A 21839-nucleotide genomic window follows, 5' to 3' on the forward strand; every position below is an offset into this window, starting at 1 on the left:
AGCCGCCTCAGGCGGGGGCCGGGGGCCGGAACAGGTGTCCGCGGGCGCTGCCCCGGGCGGTGCGCACCGCCACCGTCGCCCAGGCACCGACCAGCCCGACGTAGAACGCGACCGCCATCCAGGCGACCACGTCCGAGCCGGTGTGCAGGGCCAGGGCGCTCGTACCGGTGACGACCGTGCCCACCGGGAACGTGAACGACCACCACGTCAGCGAGAACGGCAGGCGCTCCCGGGCGGTGCGGATCGTCACCGCAGCCGCCAGCCCCGCCCACAGCAGGGCGAAACCGAACACCGGCACCCCGTACACCAGCCCGAACGCCACGAACGCCGTCGAGTACGGCGCGGGCAGCGCCAGGTGCGCGACCCCACCCAGCAGGTTGACCGCCGTGATCGACTGACCGAGCCAGCCCAGCACGATCCACAGCGTCGGCACCGTGGCGGCCGGGCCGAGCTTGTGCATCGTCAGGCGGTACCAGATCAGCGTGGTCACGATCATCGAGGCGATCAGGCTCAGCCCGAACATCGCGTAGCAGGCCAGCAGCAGCGCCAGCCGGGCCTGACCCTCGGCGGCATAGGGCACCAGCAGCGCCCCGGTCGCGGCCGACACCATCGGTGGCACGACCGGCATCAGCCAGCCGCCGAACGTCGAGTCCGGCTCCGGCTCGTGGCGGGTGAACATCAGGAACGGGATCACCAGGAGCTGCTGCTCACCGTCGCCCGCACCGGGAGTCTCGGCGCGGCGGGCCGCGAGCTCGGGCTCACCCAGCAGGCCGTCTCGTCACGGGTACGGACGATCGAGAAGCTCGTCGGCACCCGGGTGCTGCAGCGCGACACCCACGGCAGCACCCTCACCGGCGCCGGCGCGCTGCTCGCCGACTGGGCCGGCCGCGTCCTCGCCGCGGCCGACGAGCTCGACGCGGCCATCACCGCCCTGCGCGGCGCCCGCGACGGGCACCTGGACGTGGCCGCCAGCTACACCGTGGCCGAGTACCTGCTCCCCGGGTGGCTGGCCACGCTGCGCACCGAGGTCGGTCCCGCCACGGGAGTCAACCTGGTGGTCCGCAACAGCACCGAGGTCGCGGCACTCGTCCTCTCCGGCGCCGCGGGCCTCGGCTTCGTCGAGGGACCGGACCTGCCCCCCGGCCTCGATGCGGTCACCGTCGCCACCGACCAGCTGGTGCTCGTGGTCGCGCCGGGGCACCGCTGGGCCCGGCGACGCGGCGTGGACCCCGCCGAACTGGCCGCCGTCACGCTCGTCGCGCGCGAGCCCGCCTCCGGTACGCGCATCGTCCTGGACCGGGCCCTCACCGCGGCCGTACCCGACGTGCCGCGGCCGGCACCCGCGCTCGAGCTCTCGGCCACCACACCCATCCGCAATGCGGTCCTCGCCGGCGCCGGCCCGGCGGTGCTCTCCGGTATCGCGGTGCAGGACGACATCCGCACCGGACGGCTGGTCCGGGTGCGGATCAGCGGCCACCTCGACCTGCGCCGGGAACTGCGCGGCATCTGGCCCGAAGTCCCCCACCCGCCGGCCCCGCGCGGCTGCTGCTGGGCATCGCGCGCGGCGGCCGTACCCGACCCTGACCGCGGCTACTCCATGCCGGCCAGCGTCCGGGCCCGCAGCAGCACCGCGTCGAGCATGGACCCGGTCACCACCCCGGTGTTCGTGTTCTGCGGGCTCGGGTGATAGCAGCCGAGCAGGACCGTCCCGGTCGGCAACGGCAGCTCCCGCCCGTGGGCGAACGCCGGCAACGGACGGACTCCCGCACAGCGCAGCGCGGCACCCCACGCCAGCCCACCCAACGCGACGACGACCCGCAGCCCGGGCAGCGCGGCCCACTCCGCCTCCAGATGGCCGGCACACGCCGACCGCTCGGCCGCGGTGGGGCGGTTGCCCGGTGGCGGGCACCGCACGGCCGACGCCATCCACGCCCGCTGCAGGACCAACCCGTCGTCGACGTGCTCGGACGTGGCCTGGTTGGCCAGCCCGGCCCGGTGCAGAGCCGCGACGAGGAAGCTCGCCGAGCGGTTGCCGGTGAACGCCCGGCCCACCCGGTCCCCACCACCGGCGGCTGTCGCCAGACCGAGCAGGAAGATCCAGGCCGCCGGATCACCGAACCCGGGGACCGGCGCACCCCAACCGTCCGGGTCGGCCGTCTCCTCACGCCAGGACACCAGGCGCGGGCACCGGTGACAGCCGACGATCTCACGACGAACCCGGGCGAGCGCGTCCGGCAACGGGCCGGTTCCGAGCGTCTCCACCAGGCCCATCATCGTCGCCGTAGTTCAAGCGGCAACGGAGCCGCCCGGCTGATCGGCCGGACGCGGCGAGCGGCCATCACGCGGTCATGGCGAACAAGGTGTTCGTGCTGGCCGCGCACAGCGGGGCGGTGATGACGTAGGGGATGACATCGCAGCGGCGCATAGCCGCCCCGGTCACGGCGCTACGACCTCCGGTCCGTTACGTGATGGCGGCTACCGCGTTCTCCCTGCGGGAGTGGTCGACCGCGACCTCCCGGGCGTAACGGGGTCGCGGCGGTCCTCGTCGAGGCCGACGTTCTTCAGCTGTGCAGCGGATCAGTCGCTGGGCGTCCCGTGCTGCCGTCGCCTGATGTCGCTTGCCCTGCTCGGCCCGCCACTGGGCAATCTGCTGGACGAGCGCGGCCAGGGCTACGAGCAGGGCCACAGTGGACAGGGCATCCAGGTCGTCGCGGTGCCGTCGTCGAGGGCGTAGCAGGTACCCGGCCAGCGTCCGGAGCTCCGAGCCGACCGACCCGACATCCGGAACGGGTTCGTACGGGGCGCGAGCCGCTCCGTCGTAGCAGGAGGCAGCCTCACCGAGCGCTCCTCCGTACCTCGCGCCCAATGCAGCAACGACGTCGCCGACCGCGTGCGCGATGCCGTCGGGATTCTCTGCAGCGATTCCCTGCCGAGCCCCGCGCAGGATGCGCTCTGCCCGTTCCAGGGTCTGCCGCGTCTCGGCCAGCACCCCGGCGTCAAGCCGTTCAGTTGCGTCCCCACGCTGGCCCCAGCGAGTGATCAGCTTCGGCATCGACAGGTCCGGGGCCAGCTTGCCGCCGCCGAACCAGATCGGCGTCGTAGCCCTGCGAGCGATCTTGTATCCAATCGGGTCGCCCGACGGCAGTCGGCGCAGCTCGACCAGGTAACCCCTCCCCCGCAACAGGTCGACGAAGCCGCCCGGGTCAGTCGCGGCAACGGCGGCCTCGCGGACCACCCGGGCCAACTCGGTCCGCGCAGGCTCGACTCCCTGCCGGGCCGCGAGCTCCAGCTCCGCACGCTGCGGGCGGCGCGCCGCCGTCCGATCAGCCAGTGCGGTCGGGGTGAGCCCCAGCTCGGATTCCAGCTCCCGGGCCGTGCAACGCAGTCCGCGGTAGTCGTGGTGCGGCCAGAACCGGCGGCCGGTGTCCTCCCGAACGAGCACCGCCGCGACGTGGATGTGGTCATCGGCGTGCCGGACGGCGATCCAGCGCGGGCCGCCGAGGTCTTCGGTCGTGGCGATGCCGGCTCCATCGAGCAGCCGTCGGGCCACCCCGGCCCACTCCTCATCGGACAACGTCCGGTCTGTGGCACTCAACCGGGCGGAGCAGTGCCACACGTAGCCACGCCCCGGCGGCGCCTGCCCGCTCACCGGCAACCCGGCCCGGGTCGCCGGTACCTGCAGAGCACCGATCAGCCGGCCCAGCTGGAAGTCGAGTGCCCCACCCGGTCCGGTGTCGGGCTGCCAGCCCTCGTCGAGGCCGTCCCAGCTCGCGATCACCCGAGGCCGCACGTGCTCCTCCACGGTACCGGGGCCCATCAGATAGGCGACCAGCCCGCCGGGACGCCAGCCGTGCGTCACCTTCGTGATCATCGGGCCGAGCGGGCCGCAGCGGCGGCGGCATCGGTGATCCCGTCGACCCGCGCCAGAATCCGTCTAGCCCTCACCGCGTCATCCCCACCGGTCGCGCTGAGCAATCGGACCACCTGAGCGATGTCCTGGCGGCACCGGACCAGGTCCTCGACCAGATCGAGCCAGCGGGGTGGGATCGGGTCCGCGGTCCCGCCGGCGACCCGCACCCCCAGCTCGCCCAGCCACGCCCCCGGCACCACGCCCGCGCGATCGGTGACGACGCGGATGGCGGCGAACTCGGCGGCAGACAACCGGACCACGATCTGGTGCGTCCGCGGGCCCTCGGCATGTGGACGGCGCCGGAGCCCACGGCCACCACCGCCCGCCGGAACACGAGCGGCCCGCTCGCCTGCGCTGTCCGACACCATCGCCCCACCGTCCACGGACACGTGTCCGGCGGCGTGGTCGACCGTTCCCCGCAGTGGCCCGGAGCGGCGTTGACCGGCTCGCCCCGAGCCGATCTCAGCGGGACCGACGCCCAGCGGCGACGAAGTCGCATGCGTCGCACATATCTTGCTCCGCCGGGGCATACCGTGACCGCTGACTGGCAAGCTCCGCGCGTCTGAACTTGGTCCGGGTCGCAACGCAGATGAGCGGGCCCGGCTCGTCGAGGCGGCCCTCGATCGCCCGCCAGCGGAACATGAACACCTCCAGCTGGTCGAACGTCCCCCGCGCTTCCTGGCCGCCCGGCGCCACCGTCCTCGCCCCGCTGTCACGGACGGCACCGATCTCGGCCCGATGCGTCTTGGATGCGCGAGTCCCGGGTGACGATCACCCAGCCCAGCCCAGTCCAGCCCAGCTACCTGCGGGATCGAGACGTGGTCCTTCGTGGCCGGGCTCGTGATCGGGCACGGCGCGCGCAGCCGCTTCATCACACAAGGCCGGGATCGCCGGGATAGGTGACGTCCGGGCGCAGGCCGGCGCGGCATGTGGGCGAGGCCGAGCACGTCGGAGTCGAGTTAGACCCGACGGTCGTGGGCTTGCGCCCGTCTTCCGTGCACCACCAGCCGCACGGGCACGGGCAGGCGGCCCGGATCGACGTCTCGTAGGCCCAGCGCCCAACGCAGCTGGTCGACCGTCAGCCCGAAGTCCTCGGCGATGTCCTCCGGATCCTCGCCGGCCTCCTCGTGCTCCCGGATCGCGGCCGCGCTGACAGCCTCCCGACCGCTGCCCGGCCACGGCGCAGGTCCGCGGCAGCCTGTCCACCCGGCAGCTCCTGCGATGCCGCGTCAACAACCACGCCCGTAGCCGACCCTGTGGTCCGACTCGTGGTCGGCCGTTCCCTGCCGTTGTCGACCCCGTGGTCAGCGCGTGGTCGATACGTGGTCACCGATACGTATTCGTGGTCGACCTGCGGTCAGCACCTGGTCGCCTGTCCCACCCGAGGAGGGAACAGGCGACCACAGGTCGGACCACTGCCGACCACTGCGTCGACCACAGCGATCCGGACGATCGGTCCCGGTCGTCGCCCGGCGGCCAGCGACAGGGATGAAAGGTAATCACCATGACCGAGCGGACCGAGCGGCTCCGGACCGCGCAGGACGTCGCCGACGACCTCACCATCTCAGGCGGGACGCTCTACCAATGGCGACGGCACGGCCTCGACCCTCGGGCACGCCGGGTCGGGCGCGACCTGCATTACGAGGAACGGGAGGTCCGCGACTGGTTCACCGCGCTCGACGACGGCTCTGCGCGGACGGTGTCGCGCATCGTCCCTGCTCGAGATGGTGCACGGTTCCGGCCGGGGCCAAGCGGACGATCCGGGTGAAGGATCATGGCCTCGACGGACGAGCTCGACCGGCTCCTGAGCATCGACGACGTCTCCGAGATGCTCCAGATCCCCGTGCAGAGCATCTACAAGCAGCGGGCCGTGGGCAGGTTCTGCCCGGCCTACAGGATCGGGCGGCACCTGCGCTGGCGGCGCGGGGAACTACTGAACTGGCTCGAGACGAGGAAGGACCCGGTCTGACCGGCACGCGTGAACCGCCAGGGCCGCACGCTGACGCCACACCTGAAGTTGATCTCGCCGTGACCACGACAGAAGTGGATCACAGGAATAAACCAGGAATCGATCATCTGACACAAGATCGTCAGCGGCATCGCCGCTGGTAGAGCTCCTCCGACTGGACTCGAACCAGTAACCCTGCGATTAACAGTCGCATGCTCTGCCAATTGAGCTACGGAGGACCGTACTTGCGAGGCGCTGCCTCGCTGGCGAAGAGAACTTTAGCGCACCGTCGCGCCAGATTGTGGCGGGGGGCCCCAACCGAACAAGAGTGTGGCCTGACGGCAAGTACGCCAGGCTGGGGCCGTGTCGTCACCGCAGGGCGGCTGCATCGCGGAGGCTCTCGACGCGGCGGGCGCGGCGCTGGGCGGGGTCGTGCCGAGGGCCACCGGCCCACCGTTGCGGGGCGGGGAGGACGCGGTGGTCGTCCGCGCCGTCGGCCTCGCGGGGACGGTGGTCGTCAAGGCGGCCGGGCCGGGTGAGCGGTGGGTGCGGGAGGCGGGTGCGCTCACGCTGCTGCGCGGTCGCGGCGTCGCCGCTCCGGAGCTGCTGGCGGTCGCGGCGGCGCCGCTGATCGTCATGGCCGATGCCGGGCGCGGGCCCGACCTCGCCGACGCGCTGCTCGGCTCCGACCGGACGCCGCCGCGGGCGCCCTCGCCGCGTGGGTCGACGCGTTCGCGGGCGTCCAGCGCGCCACGGTGCGCGGGGAGGCGGCGTTCGGCGCCGCCACCGCCCCGTTCGCCGGTGCGTTGCCGGTCGACGCCGATCCCACGACCGGGGAGCTGGCCGACGGCGCCGGGGCGCTCGCGCACCTGCTCCCGAGGATCGGGGTGACACCGTCCGCCTCCGCGCTCGACGAGCTGCGCGGGGTCGCCGACCTGCTCGGCCCGACGCCACCGCGCTGTCCCCCGGCGACTCCCGGTCGTCGCGACCGCGGGCTTCGACCGGTCGCTGGACGTCGCCCGGGTCGCGTGGGCCTTCCGCTCGGCCGCGTGGTTCCTGCCACGGGCCCTCGCCGACGATCCACCGCAGCCGGATCGCCGGCTGCGCGACGTCACGCCCACGCGGCGGGCGATGATCCAGCACCGGCTCGTCGACGCGGTGCAGCGACCGGCAGCCGACCTGCCACGACTCACCGCGCCGGCCGCCGAGGTGGTGGCCGCGACCCGCGCGGTGTGGGGTGAGGTGCCGATGGCACTTGCGCCCGCGTTCCGATGAACCCGGCGGGCTGGGGCAGGATGGCAGGGCGGCGTTTCACACCGGGGCGCGTTCCACGAGGCCGGGAGGCATCATGCTGAAGTTCCTGCTGGGCGCGGCCATCGGCTACGTGCTGGGCACCAAGGCCGGCCACGAGCGCTACGAGCAGCTCAAGCGCACCTACCAGCGGGTGGCCGACCATCCCGCGGTGCAGGGTGCGGCCGGGGTCGTGCGGGCCCGCGTCGAGGAGACGATGAACGGCGGTCGCCACGCCGATGCCGGCACCAACGGGCACGGCCGCTGAGCCGCACCCCACCGCCGCCGGGGCCCGGCCGGTTCGTCCGCTACGTCGCGCTCGACGAGCAGGCGGCCGGCACCGGTTATCCGTTCGACCTGCCCGTCGTCGCCGGGCTGCGCCAGGCCTGGCTGACGCTCGGGCCGGGCGTCACGTTCCTCGTCGGAGAGAACGGGTCGGGCAAGTCGACGCTCGTCGAGGGCGTGGCCGTCGCGGCCGGTTTCAACGCCGAGGGCGGGTCACGCTCGTTCAACTTCGCCACCCGCTCGAGCGAGTCGGCGCTGGGCGGCGCGCTGCGGCTGGGCCGGGCACCGGGGGGCGAACGGACCTCGTTCTTCCTGCGCGCGGAGTCGTACTACAACGTGGCCACCGAGATCGGGCGGCGGCCCACCGATCATGGCCAGCATCGGCGTGGTCACGCAGCACGCCCGCTCCCACGGTGAGTCGTTCCTCGACCTGCTCACCCGACCGGTTCAAACCCCGCGGTCTCCACCTGCTCGACGAGCCGGAAGCCGCGCTGTCGGCGCGGGGCTGCCTGTACGCGGTCCGCCGCATCCACGAGCTGTGCCGGGCAGGCGCACAGTTCCTCATCGCCACCAACTCGCCGATCCTGCCGGCCGTTCCCGACGCCCGGATCCTGGAGATCCGCGCCGACGGCACGCTCACGCCCGCCTCCTACGACGACGCGCTGCCGGTGCGCACCATGCGCCGCTTCCTGGCCGATCCGGCCGCGACGGTGCGCCAACTCCTCGGGTAGCGAGCCTCCCCTCCCCCGCCGCACGTCAGGAGGGACGCCCTGCTGACGTCCGGACAGGGCCGCCCGTGTTGGTAGTTGGTGACATTTGGGCATCTTCCTTGTTGGAAGATGTTGGGAAGTATTGACTCCGTCGGGTTGCTGCGCCATCGTGCGTTCACCTCATGGCCGTCACCTGGACGTGACACGGCCGGCGGGAAGACCTGATCACCAATGGAGGCGACATGTCCCGACCCTCGTCCGAGGCGGCATACCTGGCCGGACTGGTTCCGGCGTCGGTATCGGCCACCGGCATCGGCAGGCGCTCGCTGCTCAAGGGCGCTTTCGCCGGGGCCGGCCTGCTCGGTGCCACCGGCCTGCTGGCGGCCTGCGGGGGCGGCAGCAGCACGCCGAGCACGGGCGCCGCGCCTGCCGCCGCCAGCGGCACGCTGACCTTCGGCTCCAACCAGTCCGACGCCGTGCCGAAGAAGGCCTACGAGGCGCTCGTCGCCGGGTTCAACGACCCCGCCATCCAGGTGAAGACCAACACGATCGACCACAACACGTTCCAGGAGAACATCAACAACTACCTGCAGGGCCAGCCCGACGACGTGTTCACGTGGTTCGCCGGCTACCGCATGCAGTTCTTCGCCCAGCAGGGCCTCGCGGGCGACATCAGCGACGTGTGGAGCGGCATCTCCGGTGCCACGGACGCGCTGAAGAAGCAGTCCACCGGCGCCGACGGCAAGCAGTACTTCGTGCCGTTCGACTACTACCCGTGGGCCGTCTACTACCGCCCCAGCCTCTTCGCCGCCAAGGGCTACACCGCCCCGAAGACGCTCGACGAGCTCGTCGCGCTGTCGACGAAGATGCAGGCCGACGGGCTGGCCCCGATCGCGTTCGGCGACAAGGACGGCTGGCCCGCGATGGGCACGTTCGACCAGCTGAACCTGCGGATCAACGGCTACCAGTTCCACGTCGACCTGATGGCGGGCAAGCAGGCCTGGGACTCCGCCAAGGTCAAGACGGTGTTCGACACCTGGAAGCGACTGCTGCCCTACCACCAGCCCGACGCCCTCGGCCGCACCTGGCAGGAGGCCGCGCAGACGTTGCAGCAGAAGAAGGCGGGCATGTACGTGCTCGGCATGTTCCTCGGCCAGCAGTTCACCGAGGGCGCCGACCGTGACGACCTCGACTTCTTCCCGTTCCCCGAGATCGACTCGACGATCGGGACCGATGCCATCGAGGCGCCGATCGACGGCTTCATGATGGCGGCCCGGCCCAAGAACGAGGCTGCTGCCAAGAAGTTCCTCGGCTACCTCGCCACCGGGCCGGCGCAGGCCACGTACCTCAAGTCCGACTCGACGGTGGTCGCGGCCAGCTCCAGCGCCGACACCTCCGGCTACACGAAGCTGCAGAAGAAGGCGGTCGACTACATCAAGGGCGCCAAGTCCATCGCGCAGTTCATGGACCGCGACACCCGGCCCGACTTCGCCTCCACGGTGATGATCCCGGCGATCCAGCAGTTCCTCGGCAACCCCAACGACATCGACGGGTTGACGAAGAGCATCGAGGCCCAGAAGAAGACCATCTTCACCTCCTGATCGGGCCGAGATGACTGCGCACCCTGAAACGACCTCCCCGCCCCGGAACACCGAGGCGGGGAGGGATCGCCCCTCCCGTGCGGCCAAGCCGCGCAACCAGCGTGTCCGCAGGCTCAGCGCGGCCGACCGCGTCGTCGTCGGGCTCATGGTCGGCATCCCGACGCTCGTGGTGCTGGTACTGGTCTGGTTCCCCGCGGTGGCCACCGTGCTGCTGTCGTTCACCGACTGGAACGGCATCGGCGCGGTCTCCGACATCCACGTCATCGGCGCCACGAACTACGTCAACGTCGCCACGAACTACCCGCCGTTCTGGCCTGCGCTGCAACACAACCTGATCTGGCTCGGCGTGCTGTTCGTCGTCGCGACGCCTGCCGGCATGTTCCTGGCCGTGCTGCTGGACAAGCAGATCAAGGGCAGCCGGTTCTACCAGACGGCGCTGTACCTGCCGGTCGTGCTGTCGCTGGCGCTCGTCGGGTTCATCTGGCAGCTGATCTACTCCCGGGACCAGGGCCTGCTCAACGCGGTGCTGGGCACGCAGGTGGACTGGTACGGCGACCCGCGCTACAACCTGTGGGCGGCGCTGGTGGCCACCTGCTGGAAGCACATCGGCTACGTCATGCTGCTGTACTTGGCGGGTCTCAAGGCCGTCGACGCCTCGCTGCGGGAGGCCGCCGCGATCGACGGCGCCAACGAGCGCCAGGCGTTCTTCCGGATCGTGTTCCCGGTGATGCGGCCGATCAACGTGATCGTGCTGGTGATCACGGTGATCGAGGCGCTGCGGGCGTTCGACCTGGTCTGGATCATCAACAAGGGCCGCAACGGCCTGGAGGTGATCGCCGCGCTCGTCACCGCCAACGTGGTGGGCGAGGCCAGCCGGATCGGCTTCGGCTCGGCGATGGCCACGATCATGCTCATCATCAGCTCGATCTTCGTGGCCGTCTACGTGACGATCGTGATCCGGGAGAGGCAGCCATGACGGTCACCGTTGCCCCGCATGCCGTTGCACCGCTGGTGAAGACCGGCGGCGTACCGCCGAAGCGGTTCGCGCTGCACGCGTTCCTGATCGTGGTGTCGATCGCCTGGCTCTTCCCGATCGCCTGGGCGATCTTCAACTCGTTCCGCGACTACGCCTACACCGCCGAGCACGGCTACGTGTCCTTCGGCGGGTTCACCTTCCAGAACTACGTCAACGCCTGGAGCGCGGGCGACTTCGGGCTGCACTTCTGGAACTCGCTGGTGATCACGGTTCCGGCGGTGCTGATCACACTGTTCCTGGCCGCCTGCGTGGCGTTCGTGCTGTCGCGCTTCAGCTTCAAGCTCAACCTGCCGCTGCTGGCGTTCTTCCTGGCCGCCAACCTGCTCCCGCCCCAGGCGCTGCTGATCCCGGTCTACCGGATGTTCCGCGCCATCCAGCTGCCGTTCTGGATCAGCGACTCCGGCACGCTGCTCAACACCCCGCTCGGCGTGATCGCCGTGAACGTCGCGTTCCAGCTGGGGTTCTGCACGTTCGTGCTCAGCAACTACATGAAGACGATCCCGGCGGAGATCTACGAGTCCGCCCGGGTCGACGGCGCGAGCGTGCTGCGCCAGTTCGTGCAGCTGACGCTGCCGCTGTGCCGCCCGCCGCTGGCCGCGCTGGCGACGCTGCAGGTCACCTGGGTCTACAACGAGTTCTTCTGGGCCACCGTGCTGCTGCAGCGCGGTGACAAGTTCCCGATCACGAGCTCGCTCAACAACCTGCAGGGCCAGTTCTTCACCGACTACAACCTGCTCTCGGCGGGCTCGGTTCTCGTCATGCTGCCGGTATTGGTGATCTTCTTCGCGCTGCAGCGGCAGTTCGTCTCCGGTCTCACGCTCGGGGCGACGAAGGGATGACGGTGTTCCCGTTCGACGGCATCGCCATGGGGTGCGACTACAACCCCGAGCAGTGGCCGCGCGAGGTCTGGCGCGAGGACGTCGCGCTGATGCGGGAGGCCGGGCTCGGGTTCGTGACGCTCGGCGTGTTCTCGTGGGCGCTGCTCGAACCGGCGCCGGGACGCTTCGACTTCGGCTGGCTCGACGAGATCCTCGCGCTGCTGCACGAGAACGGCATCGCGGTGGACATGGCCACGGCCACGGCGTCACCGCCGCCGTGGCTGACCACCGCGCACCCGGAGATCCTGCCCGTCGACGCCGACGGCCGGACGCTGTGGCCGGGCAGCCGCCAGTCCTGGTGCCCCAGCTCGCCGGTGTTCCGCCAGCGCGCGCTGCGGCTCGTGGCGGAGCTGGCGCGCCGCTACGGCGCGCATCCGGCCGTGCGGCTGTGGCACGTCAGCAACGAGCTGGGCTGCCACAACGGCAAGTGCTGGTGCGACGTGTCCGCGGCGGCCTTCCGGGCGTGGCTGGCCGATCGCTACGGCTCGGTGGAGAAGCTCAACGACGCGTGGGGCACGGCGTTCTGGTCGCAGCACTACACGAGCTTCGACGAGGTGCTGCCGCCGCGGATCACCACGGCGGTGCCCAACCCGACCCAGCAGCTCGACTTCGCCCGCTTCTCCTCCGACGAGCTGCTCGACTACCACCGTGCCGAGCACGACGTGCTGCGCGACATCTGCCCGGACGTGCCCGTCACCACGAACTTCATGGTCAGCTCGCACCAGTCCGAGCAGGACTACTTCCGGTGGGCCGGTGACATGGACGTGGTCTCGCAGGACCACTACCTCGACCACCGGATGCCGCACCCGCAGGCGGAGCAGGCCTTCACCGACGACCTCACCCGCGGTGTCGCGGGCGGCGCGCCGTGGCTGCTCATGGAGTCGGCGACCTCCGCCGTGAACTGGCAGCCCGTGAACGTCGCCAAGCGGCCCGGCGAGCTGCTGCTGGACTCCCTGCGCCACGTCGCCCGCGGCGCGGACGCCGTCGGCTTCTTCCAGTGGCGCGCCTCCCGTGCGGGCGGCGAGAAGTTCCACTCCGCACTGGTGCCCCACGCCGGGCCGGACTCGGCGCGCTTCCGGGAGGTCGCCGCACTCGGCGCCGCGCTCGGGAAGCTCGGCGAGGTGGCGGGCAGCCGGGTGCAGGCCGATGTCGCGCTGCTGTGGGACTGGGAGGCCTGGTGGGCGGCCGATCAGCAGTCGCACCCCACCGGCGAGCTGCACTACATCGACGCGCCGCAGCGCTGGCACCGCGCGCTCACCGCGCTGGGGGCCACGGCCGACGTCGTGCACCCCGAGAGCGACCTGACGGGCTACCGCCTGGTGGTCGTCCCGACGCTGTACCTGTGCACCGACGCCGCTGCGGCGTCGGTCGCCGCGTTCGCCGAGGCCGGCGGCCAGGTGCTCGTCACGTACTTCTCCGGCATCGTCGACGAGTCCGACCACATCCGCCTCGGCGGGTACCCGGGGGCGTTCCGGGAGCTGCTGGGCGTGCGCAGCGAGGAGTTCGCGCCGCTGCAGCCCGGCACCACCGTCACGCTCGACGACGGGAGCGGGGCCGACCTGTGGACCGAGGTGCTCACCGCACCCGACGCCGAGGTGCTCGCGTCCTACGTCGACGGGCCGCTCCCCGGCACCCCCGCACTGACGCGGCGGCCGGTCGGCAGCGGCGCCGCCTGGTACCTCGCCACCCGGCTCGACGACGCCGCGACCACCGCGCTCGCGGCGCGGCTGGCGGCTGCAGCCGGCGTGCGCGTCGCGACAGCGGCGCAGGCAGGTGTCGAGCTGGTGCGCCGTGGGAAGTACCTGTTCGTGCTCAACCGGAGTGAGCAGACCGCTGCCGTGGAGGCGCACGGGGTGGAGCTCCTCACCGGCTGCGACGTCGCCGGTACCGTTTCCGTCGCACCCGGATCCGTGGCCGTGGTGCGGGAGGAAGGGGCCTGATGCTCGCCCGGCAGCGCCAGGAGTTGATCCTCGACGAGGTACGCACCACCGGAGGCGCTCGCGTCTCCGAGCTCGTCGAGCGGCTCGGCGTGTCGGACATGACCGTGCGGCGCGACATCGACGTGCTCGCGACCCGCGGGCTCGTCACGCGCGTACACGGTGGCGCGACGGCGGCGGGCAGCAGCGTCGACGAGCCCGGCTTCGCGGCGAAGTCGGGCCTGCACACCACGGCCAAGCACGCGATCGCCGCGGCGGCGGCCCGGCTCATCGAGCCCGGCGCGTCCGTCGCGCTCTCGGCGGGCACCACCACCCACGCGGTGGCATCGGCGCTGCTCGGCATCGCCCGGCTGACCGTGGTGACCAACTCGCTGCGGGTGGCCGAGGTACTGCACGAGGCGGGCCGCGACGATCTCGCGGTGGTACTCACCGGAGGGCAACGGACGCCGTCGGACGCGCTGGTGGGGCCGGTAGCGGTGGCGGCGTTGCGCGGGTTGCACGTGGACTGGCTGTTGATGGGGGTGCACGGGATGGACGCAGAGGCCGGGTTCACGACACCCAACCTCGAAGAGGCCGAGACGAACCGCGCGCTGGTGGCCAGCGCGCGTCAGGTGGCCGTGGTCGCCGACAACTCGAAGTGGGGGGTGGTGGGGTTGAGCACGATCGCAACCCTCGACGAAGTGGACGTGGTGGTGAGCGACCAGGGGCTCGATCCGGGCGCCCGGCAGGTGCTGGAGAGCAGCTGCGGACGGCTGGTGCTGGTCGCGTGAGCACGGTGAACCCGCTGTTGCGGCGCACCAGGGCCCGGATGGCCGACGGTCGTGACCTGTTCTACTTCGACGACACCGAGCCGTACCTGTCCGGCGGTGCGAGCCGCGCCGTGCCCGACACCCGCGACCTGCCGCCCGTGCGGACCGGCTCGACCATGCGGTTCGACGTGCTCACCGGGGAGTGGGTGACGATCGCGGCGCACCGCATGGACCGCACCTACCTGCCGCCCGCCGATCACTGCCCGCTCTGCCCGACCCGGCCGGGTCGGGAACCGTCGGAGATCCCGGCGCCGGACTACGACGTCGTCGTGTTCGAGAACCGGTTCCCCTCGTTCGCGCAGGCGATCGAGGAGGTGCCGGCCAACGTCGACGGCGACACGCTGTGGCCCCAGCGCCCGGCGGCGGGGCGCTGCGAGGTCGTCTGCTTCACCAGCGACCACAACACGTCGTTCGGGGCGCTGCCGGTGTCGCGCGTGCGCACCGTCATCGAGGCGTGGGCCGATCGCACCGCGGAGCTCTCGGCGATGCCCGGCATCGAGCAGGTGTTCTGCTTCGAGAACCGGGGCAAGGAGATCGGGGTGACGCTGGAGCACCCGCACGGGCAGATCTACGCGTACCCGTTCGTCACGCCGCGTACCGCGCAGCTGATCACGCGGGCGGGGTCGCACCGCCAGCGCACCGGGCGGGACCTGCTCGGTGACGTCCTCGACGCGGAGCGCAAGGCCGGCACCCGCGTGGTGCGGGCCGGCGAGAACTGGACCGCGTTCGTCCCGGCCGCGGCGCGGTGGCCGATCGAGGTCCACCTGGTGCCCCACCGCGCCGTGCCCGACTTCCCCGCGCTCGATGACGACGAGCGCGACGAGCTGGCCGACATCTACCGCGACCTGCTGCACCGCTTCAACGCGTTCTTCGGCGAGGAGCCGCCCTACATCGCGGGCTGGCACCAGGCCCCCGTCCACACCGGACGGGACCTGACACGCCTGCACCTGCAGTTGTTCTCGCTGCGCCGGGCGCCGGGCAAGCTCAAGTACCTGGCGGGGTCGGAGTCCGGGGTCGGGGCGTGGATCAACGATGTGGCGCCCGAGCACATCGCGGCGCGGCTGCGCGAGGTCGGACCGTGACAGCGGGGGCGAGCTTCCAGGGCCTGTTCGACCGCGAGCCCGACGGTCGCTGGGCCGCCCCCGGGCGCGTCAACCTGATCGGCGAGCACGTCGACTACGCCCAGGGACTGTGCCTGCCGTTCGCCATCGCGGAGCACACCGTGGTGGAGGCGGCGGCCCGCGACGACGACCGGGTGCGGATCCGGAGCCTCGCCGAGGACGGCGGGTTCGACGGCTCGCTCGACGGCGTGGGCCCGGGGGCACCGGGCGCGTGGGCCGGTTACGCGGTGGGCGTGCTGTGGGCGCTGCGCGCCGCCGGACACCCGGTGCGGGGCATGGACCTGCTCGTCACCGACAGCGTCCCGCTCGGCGCCGGGCTGTCGTCATCGGCGGCGCTGGAGTGCTCCACCGCGCTGGCCGTCACCGACCTGTTCGGGTTGCGGCTGGGCCGCGACGCGCTCATCCCGGCCTGCATCCGCGCCGAGAACGAGGTGGTCGGCGCCGCGACGGGCGGGATGGACCAGGCCGCGTCGCTGCTGGCCACGACCGGGCACGCGCTGCTGCTCGACACCCGCGACGGTGCGACGCGGCAGGTGCCGTTCGCCCCGGCCGGTGAGGGACTGGCGCTGATCGTGATCGACACCCGCGTCCGCCACCACCTCGCCGACGGGCAGTACGGCGCGCGTCGGGCGGCGGTCGAGAAGGCGGCCGCGGCGTTGGGCATGCCCAGCCTGCGTGACGCCACCCTCGCCGACCTCGAGCGCCTCGACCCTGATCTGCTCCCCCGGGCCCGCCACGTCGTCACCGAGATCGCGCGGGTGGCCGAGACCGTCGCGCTGCTCGACGCCGGGCGACCGGGCGACATCGGCCCGCTGCTCGACGCCTCGCACGCGTCGCTCGCCGTCGACTACGAGGTGTCGTGCGCGGAGCTGGACCTGGCCTGCGCCGCGGCCCGCGAGGCCGGGGCGCTCGGGGCCCGGATGACCGGGGGTGGGTTCGGCGGCTCGGCCATCGCGCTGGTGGCCGCGGAGCGGGCGGAGGCGATGGTGGCGCACGTGACGTCGGCGTTCGCGAAGGCGGGCCATACGGCGCCGGAGATCCGGGAGGCCGTGCCCTCGGCGGGGGCGCACCGGCTCTGAGGGGCGTCCGGCCCCGCGGAACACGCCGACACGTCAGGAGGGACGCCCTGCTGACGTCCCGGGAGCGACGCTCAGCCCGCCGCCACCGGTCGCGCGCTCGGCCCGGGGGCCGCGGACGTCTGCTGCGGCGCGACACCGACGTGGCCGTGTTCGCAGACCACGTCGGCGCGCAGCTTGCCTCCGCATCCCTTGTGCCGCAGGTCGAGCGACGGACCCTCGGCATCGGCGACATGCTCGTCACCCCACTGCATGAGCGCGATCAGGGCGGGGCGCAGCTGCCACCCCTTGGCCGTGAGCCGGTACTCGGTGCGGGCCCGCTGCCCGGCAACGCGGTAGGACTGCCGTTCGAGGATGCCTGCGGCGACGAGCTTGCGCAGGCGGTCGGCGAGCACCGGTTCGGACAGGCCGACGTGGTGGTGGAAGTCGTCGAAGCGGCGGACGCCGTTCATGGCGTCGCGGATGACCAGGAGCGTCCACTTCTCGCCGACGATCTCCAGCGTCCGCCGGATCGAGCAGTTCTGCGCGCTGATGGTCAGCCAGTCCATGGCAGGAGGGTATCTAACTTCACAGTTGACAGCCAGCGGAGGAGCTGACTTGATGTCGGGAGGTCAGCCCCGACGAGGAGGTACGACGTGAAGCTCGGACTAGCGCTCGGCTACTGGGGTGCGGGGCCGCCCGCCGACACCGCGGAGCTGGTGGCCGCGGCCGAGCAGTCGGGTCTCGACTCGATCTGGACGGCCGAGGCGTACGGCTCCGACGCGCTGACCCCGCTCGCGTTCCACGCCGCCACCACGTCGCGCGTGCGGCTGGGCACCAACATCGCGCAGCTGTCCGGGCGCACCCCGGCCGCCACCGCGATGGCGGCGATCACGCTCGACCACCTCTCCGGCGGCCGCATGGTGCTCGGGCTCGGCGCATCCGGCCCGCAGGTGGTGGAGGGCTGGTACGGGCAGCCGTACCCGAAGCCACTGGCCCGCACCCGCGAGTACATCGAGATCCTGCGCCGCATCTTCGCCAGGCAGGGCCCCGTCGAGTTCGCGGGTGAGCACTACACGCTGCCCTACCCGGGCGGTGCGGGGCTGGGCAAGCCGCTCAAGTCCACGGTGCACCCGCTGCGCGCCGACCTGCCGATCCACCTCGCCGCCGAGGGCCCGAAGAACGTCGCGCTCGCCGCGGAGATCGCCGACGGCTGGCTGCCGTTCTTCTTCTCACCCAGCGCCGACGCGTTCTACCGGGCCGCGCTCGATGAGGGCTTCGCCCGCCCCGGCGCCCGCCGCACACGTGCGGAGTTCGAGGTCGCGGCGTTCGTCCCGACGGTCGTCGGTGACGACGTCGAGACCGCGGCCGACGCGATCCGGCCGATGATCGCGCTGTACGTCGGTGGCATGGGCGCGAAAGCGGTGAACTTCCACCTCGACGTCTTCGCGCGGCTGGGCTACGACAAGGCCTGCGCGGAGATCCAGGAGCGCTACCTGGCGGGCGACAAGGCCGGTGCCGCCGCCGCGGTGCCCACCGCGATGGTCGAGGACGTGGCGCTCGTCGGACCGGCCGCCAAGATCGGCGAGGACCTGCACCGCTGGCGCACCACCACGATCGACACGCTGATCGTCAACGGGCCGGCGGCGCAACTGGCAGCGCTGACGCCCTACTTCGACCTCTAGCCGAGGAGCGACCAGCGCGGGCCGGCCGGTGGCGGTGGTCGGCACCGCGCGCCAGTCGGTGCTGCGCAGCGCGAAGACGCCGGTCACGGCGCCAACCAGTTGGCCACGGCGCCGATGTCGGGACGTTGGCGCGGCGGCCAACGGGTCGGCGCGGTGGGCGCACCCGGTCGGACCGAAGGGCTACCGCGGGCCCGAGGGCGTTGCAGGAAAGCCACTTTCCCGCAACCACGTTGCGGGAAAGTGGCTTTCCTGCCATCCCGAGGTGCCCGGCTACGCCACCCCCAGCAGCCGGTGGGCGGTGTCGGGGTCGCGGCGGAACTGCGACGTCGGCACCCGGTGCACGACGGTCCCCTTCTCCATCACCGCGATCTCGTCGGCCACCGCGAAGGCCAGGTGCAGGTCCTGCTCCACCAGCAGCACCGCCACGCCCTCGGCCTGCATCGTCGTGATCACCGCACCGATCTGGTCGACGATCGCCGGTGCGAGCCCGTCGGACGGCTCGTCGAGCAGCACCAGGCGCGGGTTCGTCAGCAGCGCCCTGGCCACCGCGAGCATCTGCTGCTCACCACCGGAGAGCTGGCCGGCGTACTGCCGGCGCCGCTCGGCCAGGCGCGGCAGCAGGTCGAGCACGGTCGCGATCGTCCAGGTGCCGCTGCGGGAGCGCGCCGCGAGTGCCAGGTGTTCGGCGACGGTCAGCGTCGCCCACACCCGCCTGCCCTGCGGCACCAGCGCCACCCCGGCCTTCGCGATCACGTCCGGGCGCCTGCCCGCCAGCTCGACGCCGTCGAGCCGCACCGAGCCCGCCGTCGGCGCCACGAGTCCCATCAACGTCATGATCAACGTGGACTTGCCGGCCCCGTTGCGGCCGAGCAGGCCCAGCGTCGCGCCGCGGTCCAGATCGAGGTCGATCCCGGTGAGCACGGTGCTGCGGTCGTAGCCGGACACCAGGCCGCGGACGGTCAGGAACGTCATGGCAGGAACAGCTCCTCGCGACGTCCGGTGCCGAGGTAGGCCTCGCGGACGGCGTCGCTCGCGCGCACCTCGTCCGGGCTCCCCGAGAGCAGCACGCGGCCCAGGTGCAGCACCGTGACGGCGTCGGCGAGTGCGAACACGAGGTCCAGGTCGTGCTCCACGAACAACACGGTGATCTCCGCGGGCAGCCCGGCCAGCAGCTCCACCAGCCGGGCCCGCTCGGCGGGCGACATCCCCGCTGCCGGCTCGTCGAGCAGCAGCAGCGTGGGCCGGCAGGCCAGCGCGAGCGCCACCTCGAGCTGCTTGCGCTCCCCGTGCGACAGCGACGGGACCACGACGTGCTCGCGACCGGCCAGCCCCGTGTCACCGAGCAGCTGCTCGGCCCGCTCGCGCACCTGCGGGCGGCGCCGCGGCAGCACCGAGATCCGCCCCGCATGCCGCTGCACCGCCAGCTCGACGGTCTGCACCGCCGTCATCGACGCGAAGAGGCTGGCGTGCTGCAACGTCTGGCTCATCCCGAGCCGGCAGCGGCGCACCTCCGAGAGCCCGGTGACATCGCTCCCGGCCAGCGCGACGGTGCCCGCATTCGCCTTCATCGTGCCGGTGATCAGCTTGAACAGGGTGGACTTGCCGGCGCCGTTGGGCCCGATCAGCGCGTGGCGGGCTCCGGGGGCCACCTCGATGTCGACGGCGTCGACGGCCTGCAGCGCCCCGAACGACCGGGACAGCCCGGCGCAGCGCAGCACGCTCATCTCCCTCGCCTCCGGTAGATCCGCAGGCCCGCGGCCCCGCGCGGCAGCAGGTACACCACCAGCACGAACACGATGCCGAGCACCAGCGTGCCGTGACCGTCGAGGCTCGGGCCGAGCGCGTCGCGGATGATGATCACCAGCGCGGCGCCGAGGCAGGCACCCCACAGCGACCCGGCGCCCCCGATGATCACCGCGAGCAGCGCGAAGGACGCCGTGGTGAACCCGAGGTCCGCCGGCGTCACGAGCCGTTGCTGTGCCGCGAGCAGCGACCCGGCCATCCCGGCCACCCCGCCGGCGACGACGAACACGGCGTACTTGTAGAACGCCGTCGGGTAACCCAGCGCGCGCATCCGCGGCTCGTTGTCGCGGATGCCACGCAGCGCCGCTCCGAACGGGGACCTGGCCAATACCGCCACCAGCACGAACCCGAGCACCGCGGCCGCGAGCACGTACCAGTACAGGAACCCGGCATTGGTGAGCGGCGTGCCACCGAGCCGGACGGCCGGGATGCCCGACAGCCCGTTGGCGCCGCCGGTGACCGACTCCCACGAGTCGGCGAGCTGCTGGATCGTCTCGCCGATCGCCAGGGTCAGCATCAGGAAGAACACGCCCGCGCTGCGCACCGTGACCCAGCCGGTGAGCGCGGCCGCGACCGCCCCGCCGGCCGCGCCGACGAGCAGCGGCACCGGCGCCTCGGCCGTCACGTTGATCGACACCCAGCCGGCGGCGTAGGCGCCGGCGCCCAGGTAGCCGGCGTGCCCGAGCGACGGCAACCCGGTGACCCCGACGAGCAGGTCGAGGCTGACCGCGAACAGCGCGAACACGATCACGCGCGTCAGGGTCGTGGTCGCGAACGGCGCCAGCATCAGCGGCGCCGCTGCGAGCACGACGAGTACGAGCGCGGCGACGATGCCCGTACGGGCCCGGGTGACGCGCGGTGTCGCGGCCGGCGCCCCACCCGGCACCGTCGGCACCTGCACGGCCGTCATCGCGCCGCGCCGACGGGTCCGCCGAACAGCCCCTGCGGGCGCAGTACCAGCACGAGTGCCAGCGCACCGAAGAGGATGAAGGACGCGAGATCGGGCAGCAGGACGCGGCCCAGCGTGTCGATCTGACCGATGATCAGGGCTCCGACCAGCGCGCCGCGCACCGAGCCCAGCCCGCCGATCACGACGACCACCAGCGCGAGGATCAGCACGGTCGCATCCAGGCCGGGACGGGCGCCGTAGATCGGCCCGCCGAGCACCCCCGCCGTGGTCGCCAGCACCGACCCGACGGCGAAGACGGCGGCCTTGACCAGCCGGTTGTCGACGCCCAGCGCCGAGACCATCTCGCGGTCGGCGACGGTGGCGCGTACCAGCGCACCCACCCGCGTCCGGTCCACCACCAGGTAGACGGCCAGCGCGAGCACCGCACCGATGCCGATGATCACCAGCCGGTAGGCCGGGTAGGTGGCCCCGAACACCGTGACCGATCCGTCGAGGCCCGGCGGCGCGGGCACCGCGAGCGGGTCGTCACCGAAGATGATCGTGAGCACCTCGGCCGCGACCAGCGCGACGCCCAGTGTGAGCAGGGCCTGGTCGAGGTGCGACCGCCTGCGCAGCGGCTCGGTCATCAGCGACAGCACCGCGCCGCCGACGAGCCCGCCCGCCGCGGCCAGCCCGAGCGCGCCGAGGAACCCGCCCCACCCCGCTCCGGCGAACGTGGCGCCGAGGTAGGCCCCGCCGAGGAACAGCGCGCCGTGCGCCAGGTTGAGGACGTCCATCATCCCGAACACCAGCGAGAGCCCCACCGCGAGCACGAACAGCAGGAAGCCGATCGCGAACCCGTTCAGGATGCTGACGAGCATG

Annotated in this window: 25 protein-coding genes, 1 tRNA gene and 1 pseudogene; 17 read left to right on the plus strand and 10 right to left on the minus strand. The window is 72.2% G+C overall.

Going from position 1 to position 21839, the window contains the following annotated elements:
* Positions 1-7: 7 nt before the first annotated feature.
* Positions 8-694 (minus strand): hypothetical protein, encoded by a 687-nt coding sequence (locus ACFPFQ_RS01000; protein ID WP_379613705.1) that lies wholly within the window; start codon positions 692-694, stop codon positions 8-10.
* Between ACFPFQ_RS01000 and ACFPFQ_RS01005 the strand changes: the two genes are divergently transcribed.
* Complete coding sequence (locus ACFPFQ_RS01005; RefSeq protein ID WP_379613707.1) at positions 665-1687, plus strand: LysR family transcriptional regulator; 1023 nt, start codon at positions 665-667, stop codon at positions 1685-1687. The genes ACFPFQ_RS01000 and ACFPFQ_RS01005 overlap by 30 nt on opposite strands.
* Here the strand turns inward: ACFPFQ_RS01005 and ACFPFQ_RS01010 are convergent.
* The 3 genes from ACFPFQ_RS01010 to ACFPFQ_RS01020 all read right to left on the minus strand — a co-directional run bounded on the left by ACFPFQ_RS01010 (position 1591) and on the right by ACFPFQ_RS01020 (position 4161).
* Positions 1591-2262, minus strand: a complete 672-nt coding sequence (locus ACFPFQ_RS01010; protein ID WP_379613709.1) for a uracil-DNA glycosylase — start codon at positions 2260-2262, stop codon at positions 1591-1593. The two genes, ACFPFQ_RS01005 and ACFPFQ_RS01010, sit on opposite strands and share 97 nt — an antisense overlap.
* A gap of 199 nt (positions 2263-2461) precedes the next feature.
* Positions 2462-3871 carry a relaxase/mobilization nuclease domain-containing protein gene (locus ACFPFQ_RS01015; protein WP_379613711.1) on the minus strand — a complete coding sequence of 470 codons (1410 nt, stop codon included), beginning with the start codon at positions 3869-3871 and terminating at the stop codon, positions 2462-2464.
* Entirely contained in the window at positions 3868-4161 is a 294-nt protein-coding gene (locus ACFPFQ_RS01020) for a hypothetical protein (protein WP_379613713.1), read from the minus strand. Before ACFPFQ_RS01020 ends, ACFPFQ_RS01015 begins: the two co-directional genes overlap by 4 nt.
* Before the next feature lie 1253 nt (positions 4162-5414).
* Between ACFPFQ_RS01020 and ACFPFQ_RS01025 the strand changes: the two genes are divergently transcribed.
* Positions 5415-5678: a helix-turn-helix transcriptional regulator gene (locus ACFPFQ_RS01025; protein WP_379613715.1), complete on the plus strand. Its 264-nt coding sequence runs from the start codon at positions 5415-5417 to the stop codon at positions 5676-5678.
* Positions 5679-5684: 6 nt separating this feature from the next.
* The gene (locus ACFPFQ_RS01030) at positions 5685-5879 is read left to right on the plus strand and encodes a helix-turn-helix transcriptional regulator (protein ID WP_379613717.1); all 195 of its coding nucleotides are present in this window, start codon (positions 5685-5687) and stop codon (positions 5877-5879) included.
* A 145-nt stretch (positions 5880-6024) separates the two neighbouring features.
* On the opposite strand, the gene ACFPFQ_RS01035 is transcribed toward ACFPFQ_RS01030, so the two are convergent.
* Positions 6025-6097, minus strand: a tRNA-Asn gene (locus tag ACFPFQ_RS01035).
* Positions 6098-6221: 124 nt separating this feature from the next.
* On the opposite strand from ACFPFQ_RS01035, the gene ACFPFQ_RS01040 reads away from it, so the two are divergent.
* From ACFPFQ_RS01040 to galK, 13 genes and pseudogenes are all read left to right on the plus strand, one after another.
* Positions 6222-6749 carry a hypothetical protein gene (locus ACFPFQ_RS01040; RefSeq protein WP_379613719.1) on the plus strand — a complete coding sequence of 176 codons (528 nt, stop codon included), beginning with the start codon at positions 6222-6224 and terminating at the stop codon, positions 6747-6749.
* Positions 6750-6989: 240 nt separating this feature from the next.
* Positions 6990-7133: a hypothetical protein gene (locus ACFPFQ_RS01045; RefSeq protein WP_379613721.1), complete on the plus strand. Its 144-nt coding sequence runs from the start codon at positions 6990-6992 to the stop codon at positions 7131-7133.
* A gap of 73 nt (positions 7134-7206) precedes the next feature.
* Entirely contained in the window at positions 7207-7416 is a 210-nt protein-coding gene (locus ACFPFQ_RS01050; RefSeq protein WP_379613723.1) for a hypothetical protein, read from the plus strand.
* A 122-nt stretch (positions 7417-7538) separates the two neighbouring features.
* Positions 7539-7604, plus strand: a pseudogene (locus tag ACFPFQ_RS01055) (hypothetical protein); the annotation flags it as partial.
* A gap of 6 nt (positions 7605-7610) precedes the next feature.
* On the plus strand, positions 7611-7850 hold the full coding sequence (locus ACFPFQ_RS01060; RefSeq protein ID WP_379613725.1) for a hypothetical protein: 240 nt from the start codon (positions 7611-7613) through the stop codon (positions 7848-7850).
* Positions 7847-8164: a hypothetical protein gene (locus ACFPFQ_RS01065; protein ID WP_379613728.1), complete on the plus strand. Its 318-nt coding sequence runs from the start codon at positions 7847-7849 to the stop codon at positions 8162-8164. Before ACFPFQ_RS01060 ends, ACFPFQ_RS01065 begins: the two co-directional genes overlap by 4 nt.
* Before the next feature lie 221 nt (positions 8165-8385).
* On the plus strand, positions 8386-9744 hold the full coding sequence (locus tag ACFPFQ_RS01070; protein WP_379613730.1) for a carbohydrate ABC transporter substrate-binding protein: 1359 nt from the start codon (positions 8386-8388) through the stop codon (positions 9742-9744).
* A 10-nt stretch (positions 9745-9754) separates the two neighbouring features.
* Positions 9755-10720, plus strand: coding sequence for a carbohydrate ABC transporter permease (locus ACFPFQ_RS01075; protein WP_379613732.1), 966 nt, complete (start codon positions 9755-9757; stop codon positions 10718-10720).
* Positions 10717-11619, plus strand: a complete 903-nt coding sequence (locus tag ACFPFQ_RS01080) for a carbohydrate ABC transporter permease (protein ID WP_379613733.1) — start codon at positions 10717-10719, stop codon at positions 11617-11619. Before ACFPFQ_RS01075 ends, ACFPFQ_RS01080 begins: the two co-directional genes overlap by 4 nt.
* Positions 11616-13598 carry a beta-galactosidase gene (locus tag ACFPFQ_RS01085; RefSeq protein WP_379613735.1) on the plus strand — a complete coding sequence of 661 codons (1983 nt, stop codon included), beginning with the start codon at positions 11616-11618 and terminating at the stop codon, positions 13596-13598. The genes ACFPFQ_RS01080 and ACFPFQ_RS01085 overlap by 4 nt, the downstream gene beginning before the upstream one ends.
* The gene (locus tag ACFPFQ_RS01090) at positions 13598-14365 is read left to right on the plus strand and encodes a DeoR/GlpR family DNA-binding transcription regulator (RefSeq protein WP_379613737.1); all 768 of its coding nucleotides are present in this window, start codon (positions 13598-13600) and stop codon (positions 14363-14365) included. The genes ACFPFQ_RS01085 and ACFPFQ_RS01090 overlap by 1 nt, the downstream gene beginning before the upstream one ends.
* A 17-nt stretch (positions 14366-14382) precedes the next feature.
* On the plus strand, positions 14383-15486 hold the full coding sequence (galT, locus tag ACFPFQ_RS01095) for a galactose-1-phosphate uridylyltransferase (protein WP_379614307.1): 1104 nt from the start codon (positions 14383-14385) through the stop codon (positions 15484-15486).
* On the plus strand, positions 15483-16604 hold the full coding sequence (gene galK, locus ACFPFQ_RS01100) for a galactokinase (protein ID WP_379613739.1): 1122 nt from the start codon (positions 15483-15485) through the stop codon (positions 16602-16604). Before galT ends, galK begins: the two co-directional genes overlap by 4 nt.
* A gap of 71 nt (positions 16605-16675) precedes the next feature.
* Here galK and ACFPFQ_RS01105 read toward each other — a convergent pair whose 3' ends face one another.
* A complete protein-coding gene (locus ACFPFQ_RS01105; RefSeq protein ID WP_379613741.1) occupies positions 16676-17149 on the minus strand; it encodes a winged helix-turn-helix transcriptional regulator in 474 nt (157 codons plus the stop codon).
* Positions 17150-17236: 87 nt separating this feature from the next.
* Here ACFPFQ_RS01105 and ACFPFQ_RS01110 point away from each other — a divergent pair, with 87 nt between their 5' ends.
* Complete coding sequence (locus ACFPFQ_RS01110) at positions 17237-18265, plus strand: LLM class F420-dependent oxidoreductase (RefSeq protein ID WP_379613743.1); 1029 nt, start codon at positions 17237-17239, stop codon at positions 18263-18265.
* Between the two features lie 270 nt (positions 18266-18535).
* Here the strand turns inward: ACFPFQ_RS01110 and ACFPFQ_RS01115 are convergent, their stop codons facing one another.
* The 4 genes from ACFPFQ_RS01115 to ACFPFQ_RS01130 are packed head-to-tail and all read right to left on the minus strand — an operon-like array spanning position 18536 to position 21838.
* A complete protein-coding gene (locus tag ACFPFQ_RS01115) occupies positions 18536-19237 on the minus strand; it encodes an ABC transporter ATP-binding protein (RefSeq protein ID WP_379613745.1) in 702 nt (233 codons plus the stop codon).
* Positions 19234-19989, minus strand: coding sequence for an ABC transporter ATP-binding protein (locus ACFPFQ_RS01120; protein WP_379613747.1), 756 nt, complete (start codon positions 19987-19989; stop codon positions 19234-19236). The genes ACFPFQ_RS01115 and ACFPFQ_RS01120 overlap by 4 nt, the downstream gene beginning before the upstream one ends.
* Positions 19986-20978 carry a branched-chain amino acid ABC transporter permease gene (locus ACFPFQ_RS01125; RefSeq protein ID WP_379613749.1) on the minus strand — a complete coding sequence of 331 codons (993 nt, stop codon included), beginning with the start codon at positions 20976-20978 and terminating at the stop codon, positions 19986-19988. The genes ACFPFQ_RS01120 and ACFPFQ_RS01125 overlap by 4 nt, the downstream gene beginning before the upstream one ends.
* Complete coding sequence (locus ACFPFQ_RS01130; protein WP_379613751.1) at positions 20975-21838, minus strand: branched-chain amino acid ABC transporter permease; 864 nt, start codon at positions 21836-21838, stop codon at positions 20975-20977. Before ACFPFQ_RS01130 ends, ACFPFQ_RS01125 begins: the two co-directional genes overlap by 4 nt.
* Position 21839 lies beyond the last annotated feature (1 nt).

The organism is Pseudonocardia sp. GCM10023141 (assembly GCF_042653605.1).

Bases quoted from the DNA above. Each gene is read 5' to 3' on its own strand.
- ACFPFQ_RS01070 (WP_379613730.1), top strand. From the start codon at position 8,386: ATGTCCCGACCCTCGTCCGAGGCGGCATACCTGGCCGGACTGGTTCCG.
- ACFPFQ_RS01015 (WP_379613711.1), bottom strand. From the start codon at position 3,871: ATGATCACGAAGGTGACGCACGGCTGGCGTCCCGGCGGGCTGGTCGCC.
- ACFPFQ_RS01105 (WP_379613741.1), bottom strand. From the start codon at position 17,149: ATGGACTGGCTGACCATCAGCGCGCAGAACTGCTCGATCCGGCGGACG.
- ACFPFQ_RS01125 (WP_379613749.1), bottom strand. From the start codon at position 20,978: ATGACGGCCGTGCAGGTGCCGACGGTGCCGGGTGGGGCGCCGGCCGCG.
- ACFPFQ_RS01115 (WP_379613745.1), bottom strand. From the start codon at position 19,237: ATGACGTTCCTGACCGTCCGCGGCCTGGTGTCCGGCTACGACCGCAGC.
- ACFPFQ_RS01030 (WP_379613717.1), top strand. From the start codon at position 5,685: ATGGCCTCGACGGACGAGCTCGACCGGCTCCTGAGCATCGACGACGTC.
- ACFPFQ_RS01050 (WP_379613723.1), top strand. From the start codon at position 7,207: ATGCTGAAGTTCCTGCTGGGCGCGGCCATCGGCTACGTGCTGGGCACC.
- ACFPFQ_RS01075 (WP_379613732.1), top strand. From the start codon at position 9,755: ATGACTGCGCACCCTGAAACGACCTCCCCGCCCCGGAACACCGAGGCG.
- ACFPFQ_RS01120 (WP_379613747.1), bottom strand. From the start codon at position 19,989: ATGAGCGTGCTGCGCTGCGCCGGGCTGTCCCGGTCGTTCGGGGCGCTG.
- ACFPFQ_RS01025 (WP_379613715.1), top strand. From the start codon at position 5,415: ATGACCGAGCGGACCGAGCGGCTCCGGACCGCGCAGGACGTCGCCGAC.
- ACFPFQ_RS01080 (WP_379613733.1), top strand. From the start codon at position 10,717: ATGACGGTCACCGTTGCCCCGCATGCCGTTGCACCGCTGGTGAAGACC.
- ACFPFQ_RS01045 (WP_379613721.1), top strand. From the start codon at position 6,990: ATGATCCAGCACCGGCTCGTCGACGCGGTGCAGCGACCGGCAGCCGAC.
- ACFPFQ_RS01090 (WP_379613737.1), top strand. From the start codon at position 13,598: ATGCTCGCCCGGCAGCGCCAGGAGTTGATCCTCGACGAGGTACGCACC.
- ACFPFQ_RS01130 (WP_379613751.1), bottom strand. From the start codon at position 21,838: ATGCTCGTCAGCATCCTGAACGGGTTCGCGATCGGCTTCCTGCTGTTC.
- ACFPFQ_RS01085 (WP_379613735.1), top strand. From the start codon at position 11,616: ATGACGGTGTTCCCGTTCGACGGCATCGCCATGGGGTGCGACTACAAC.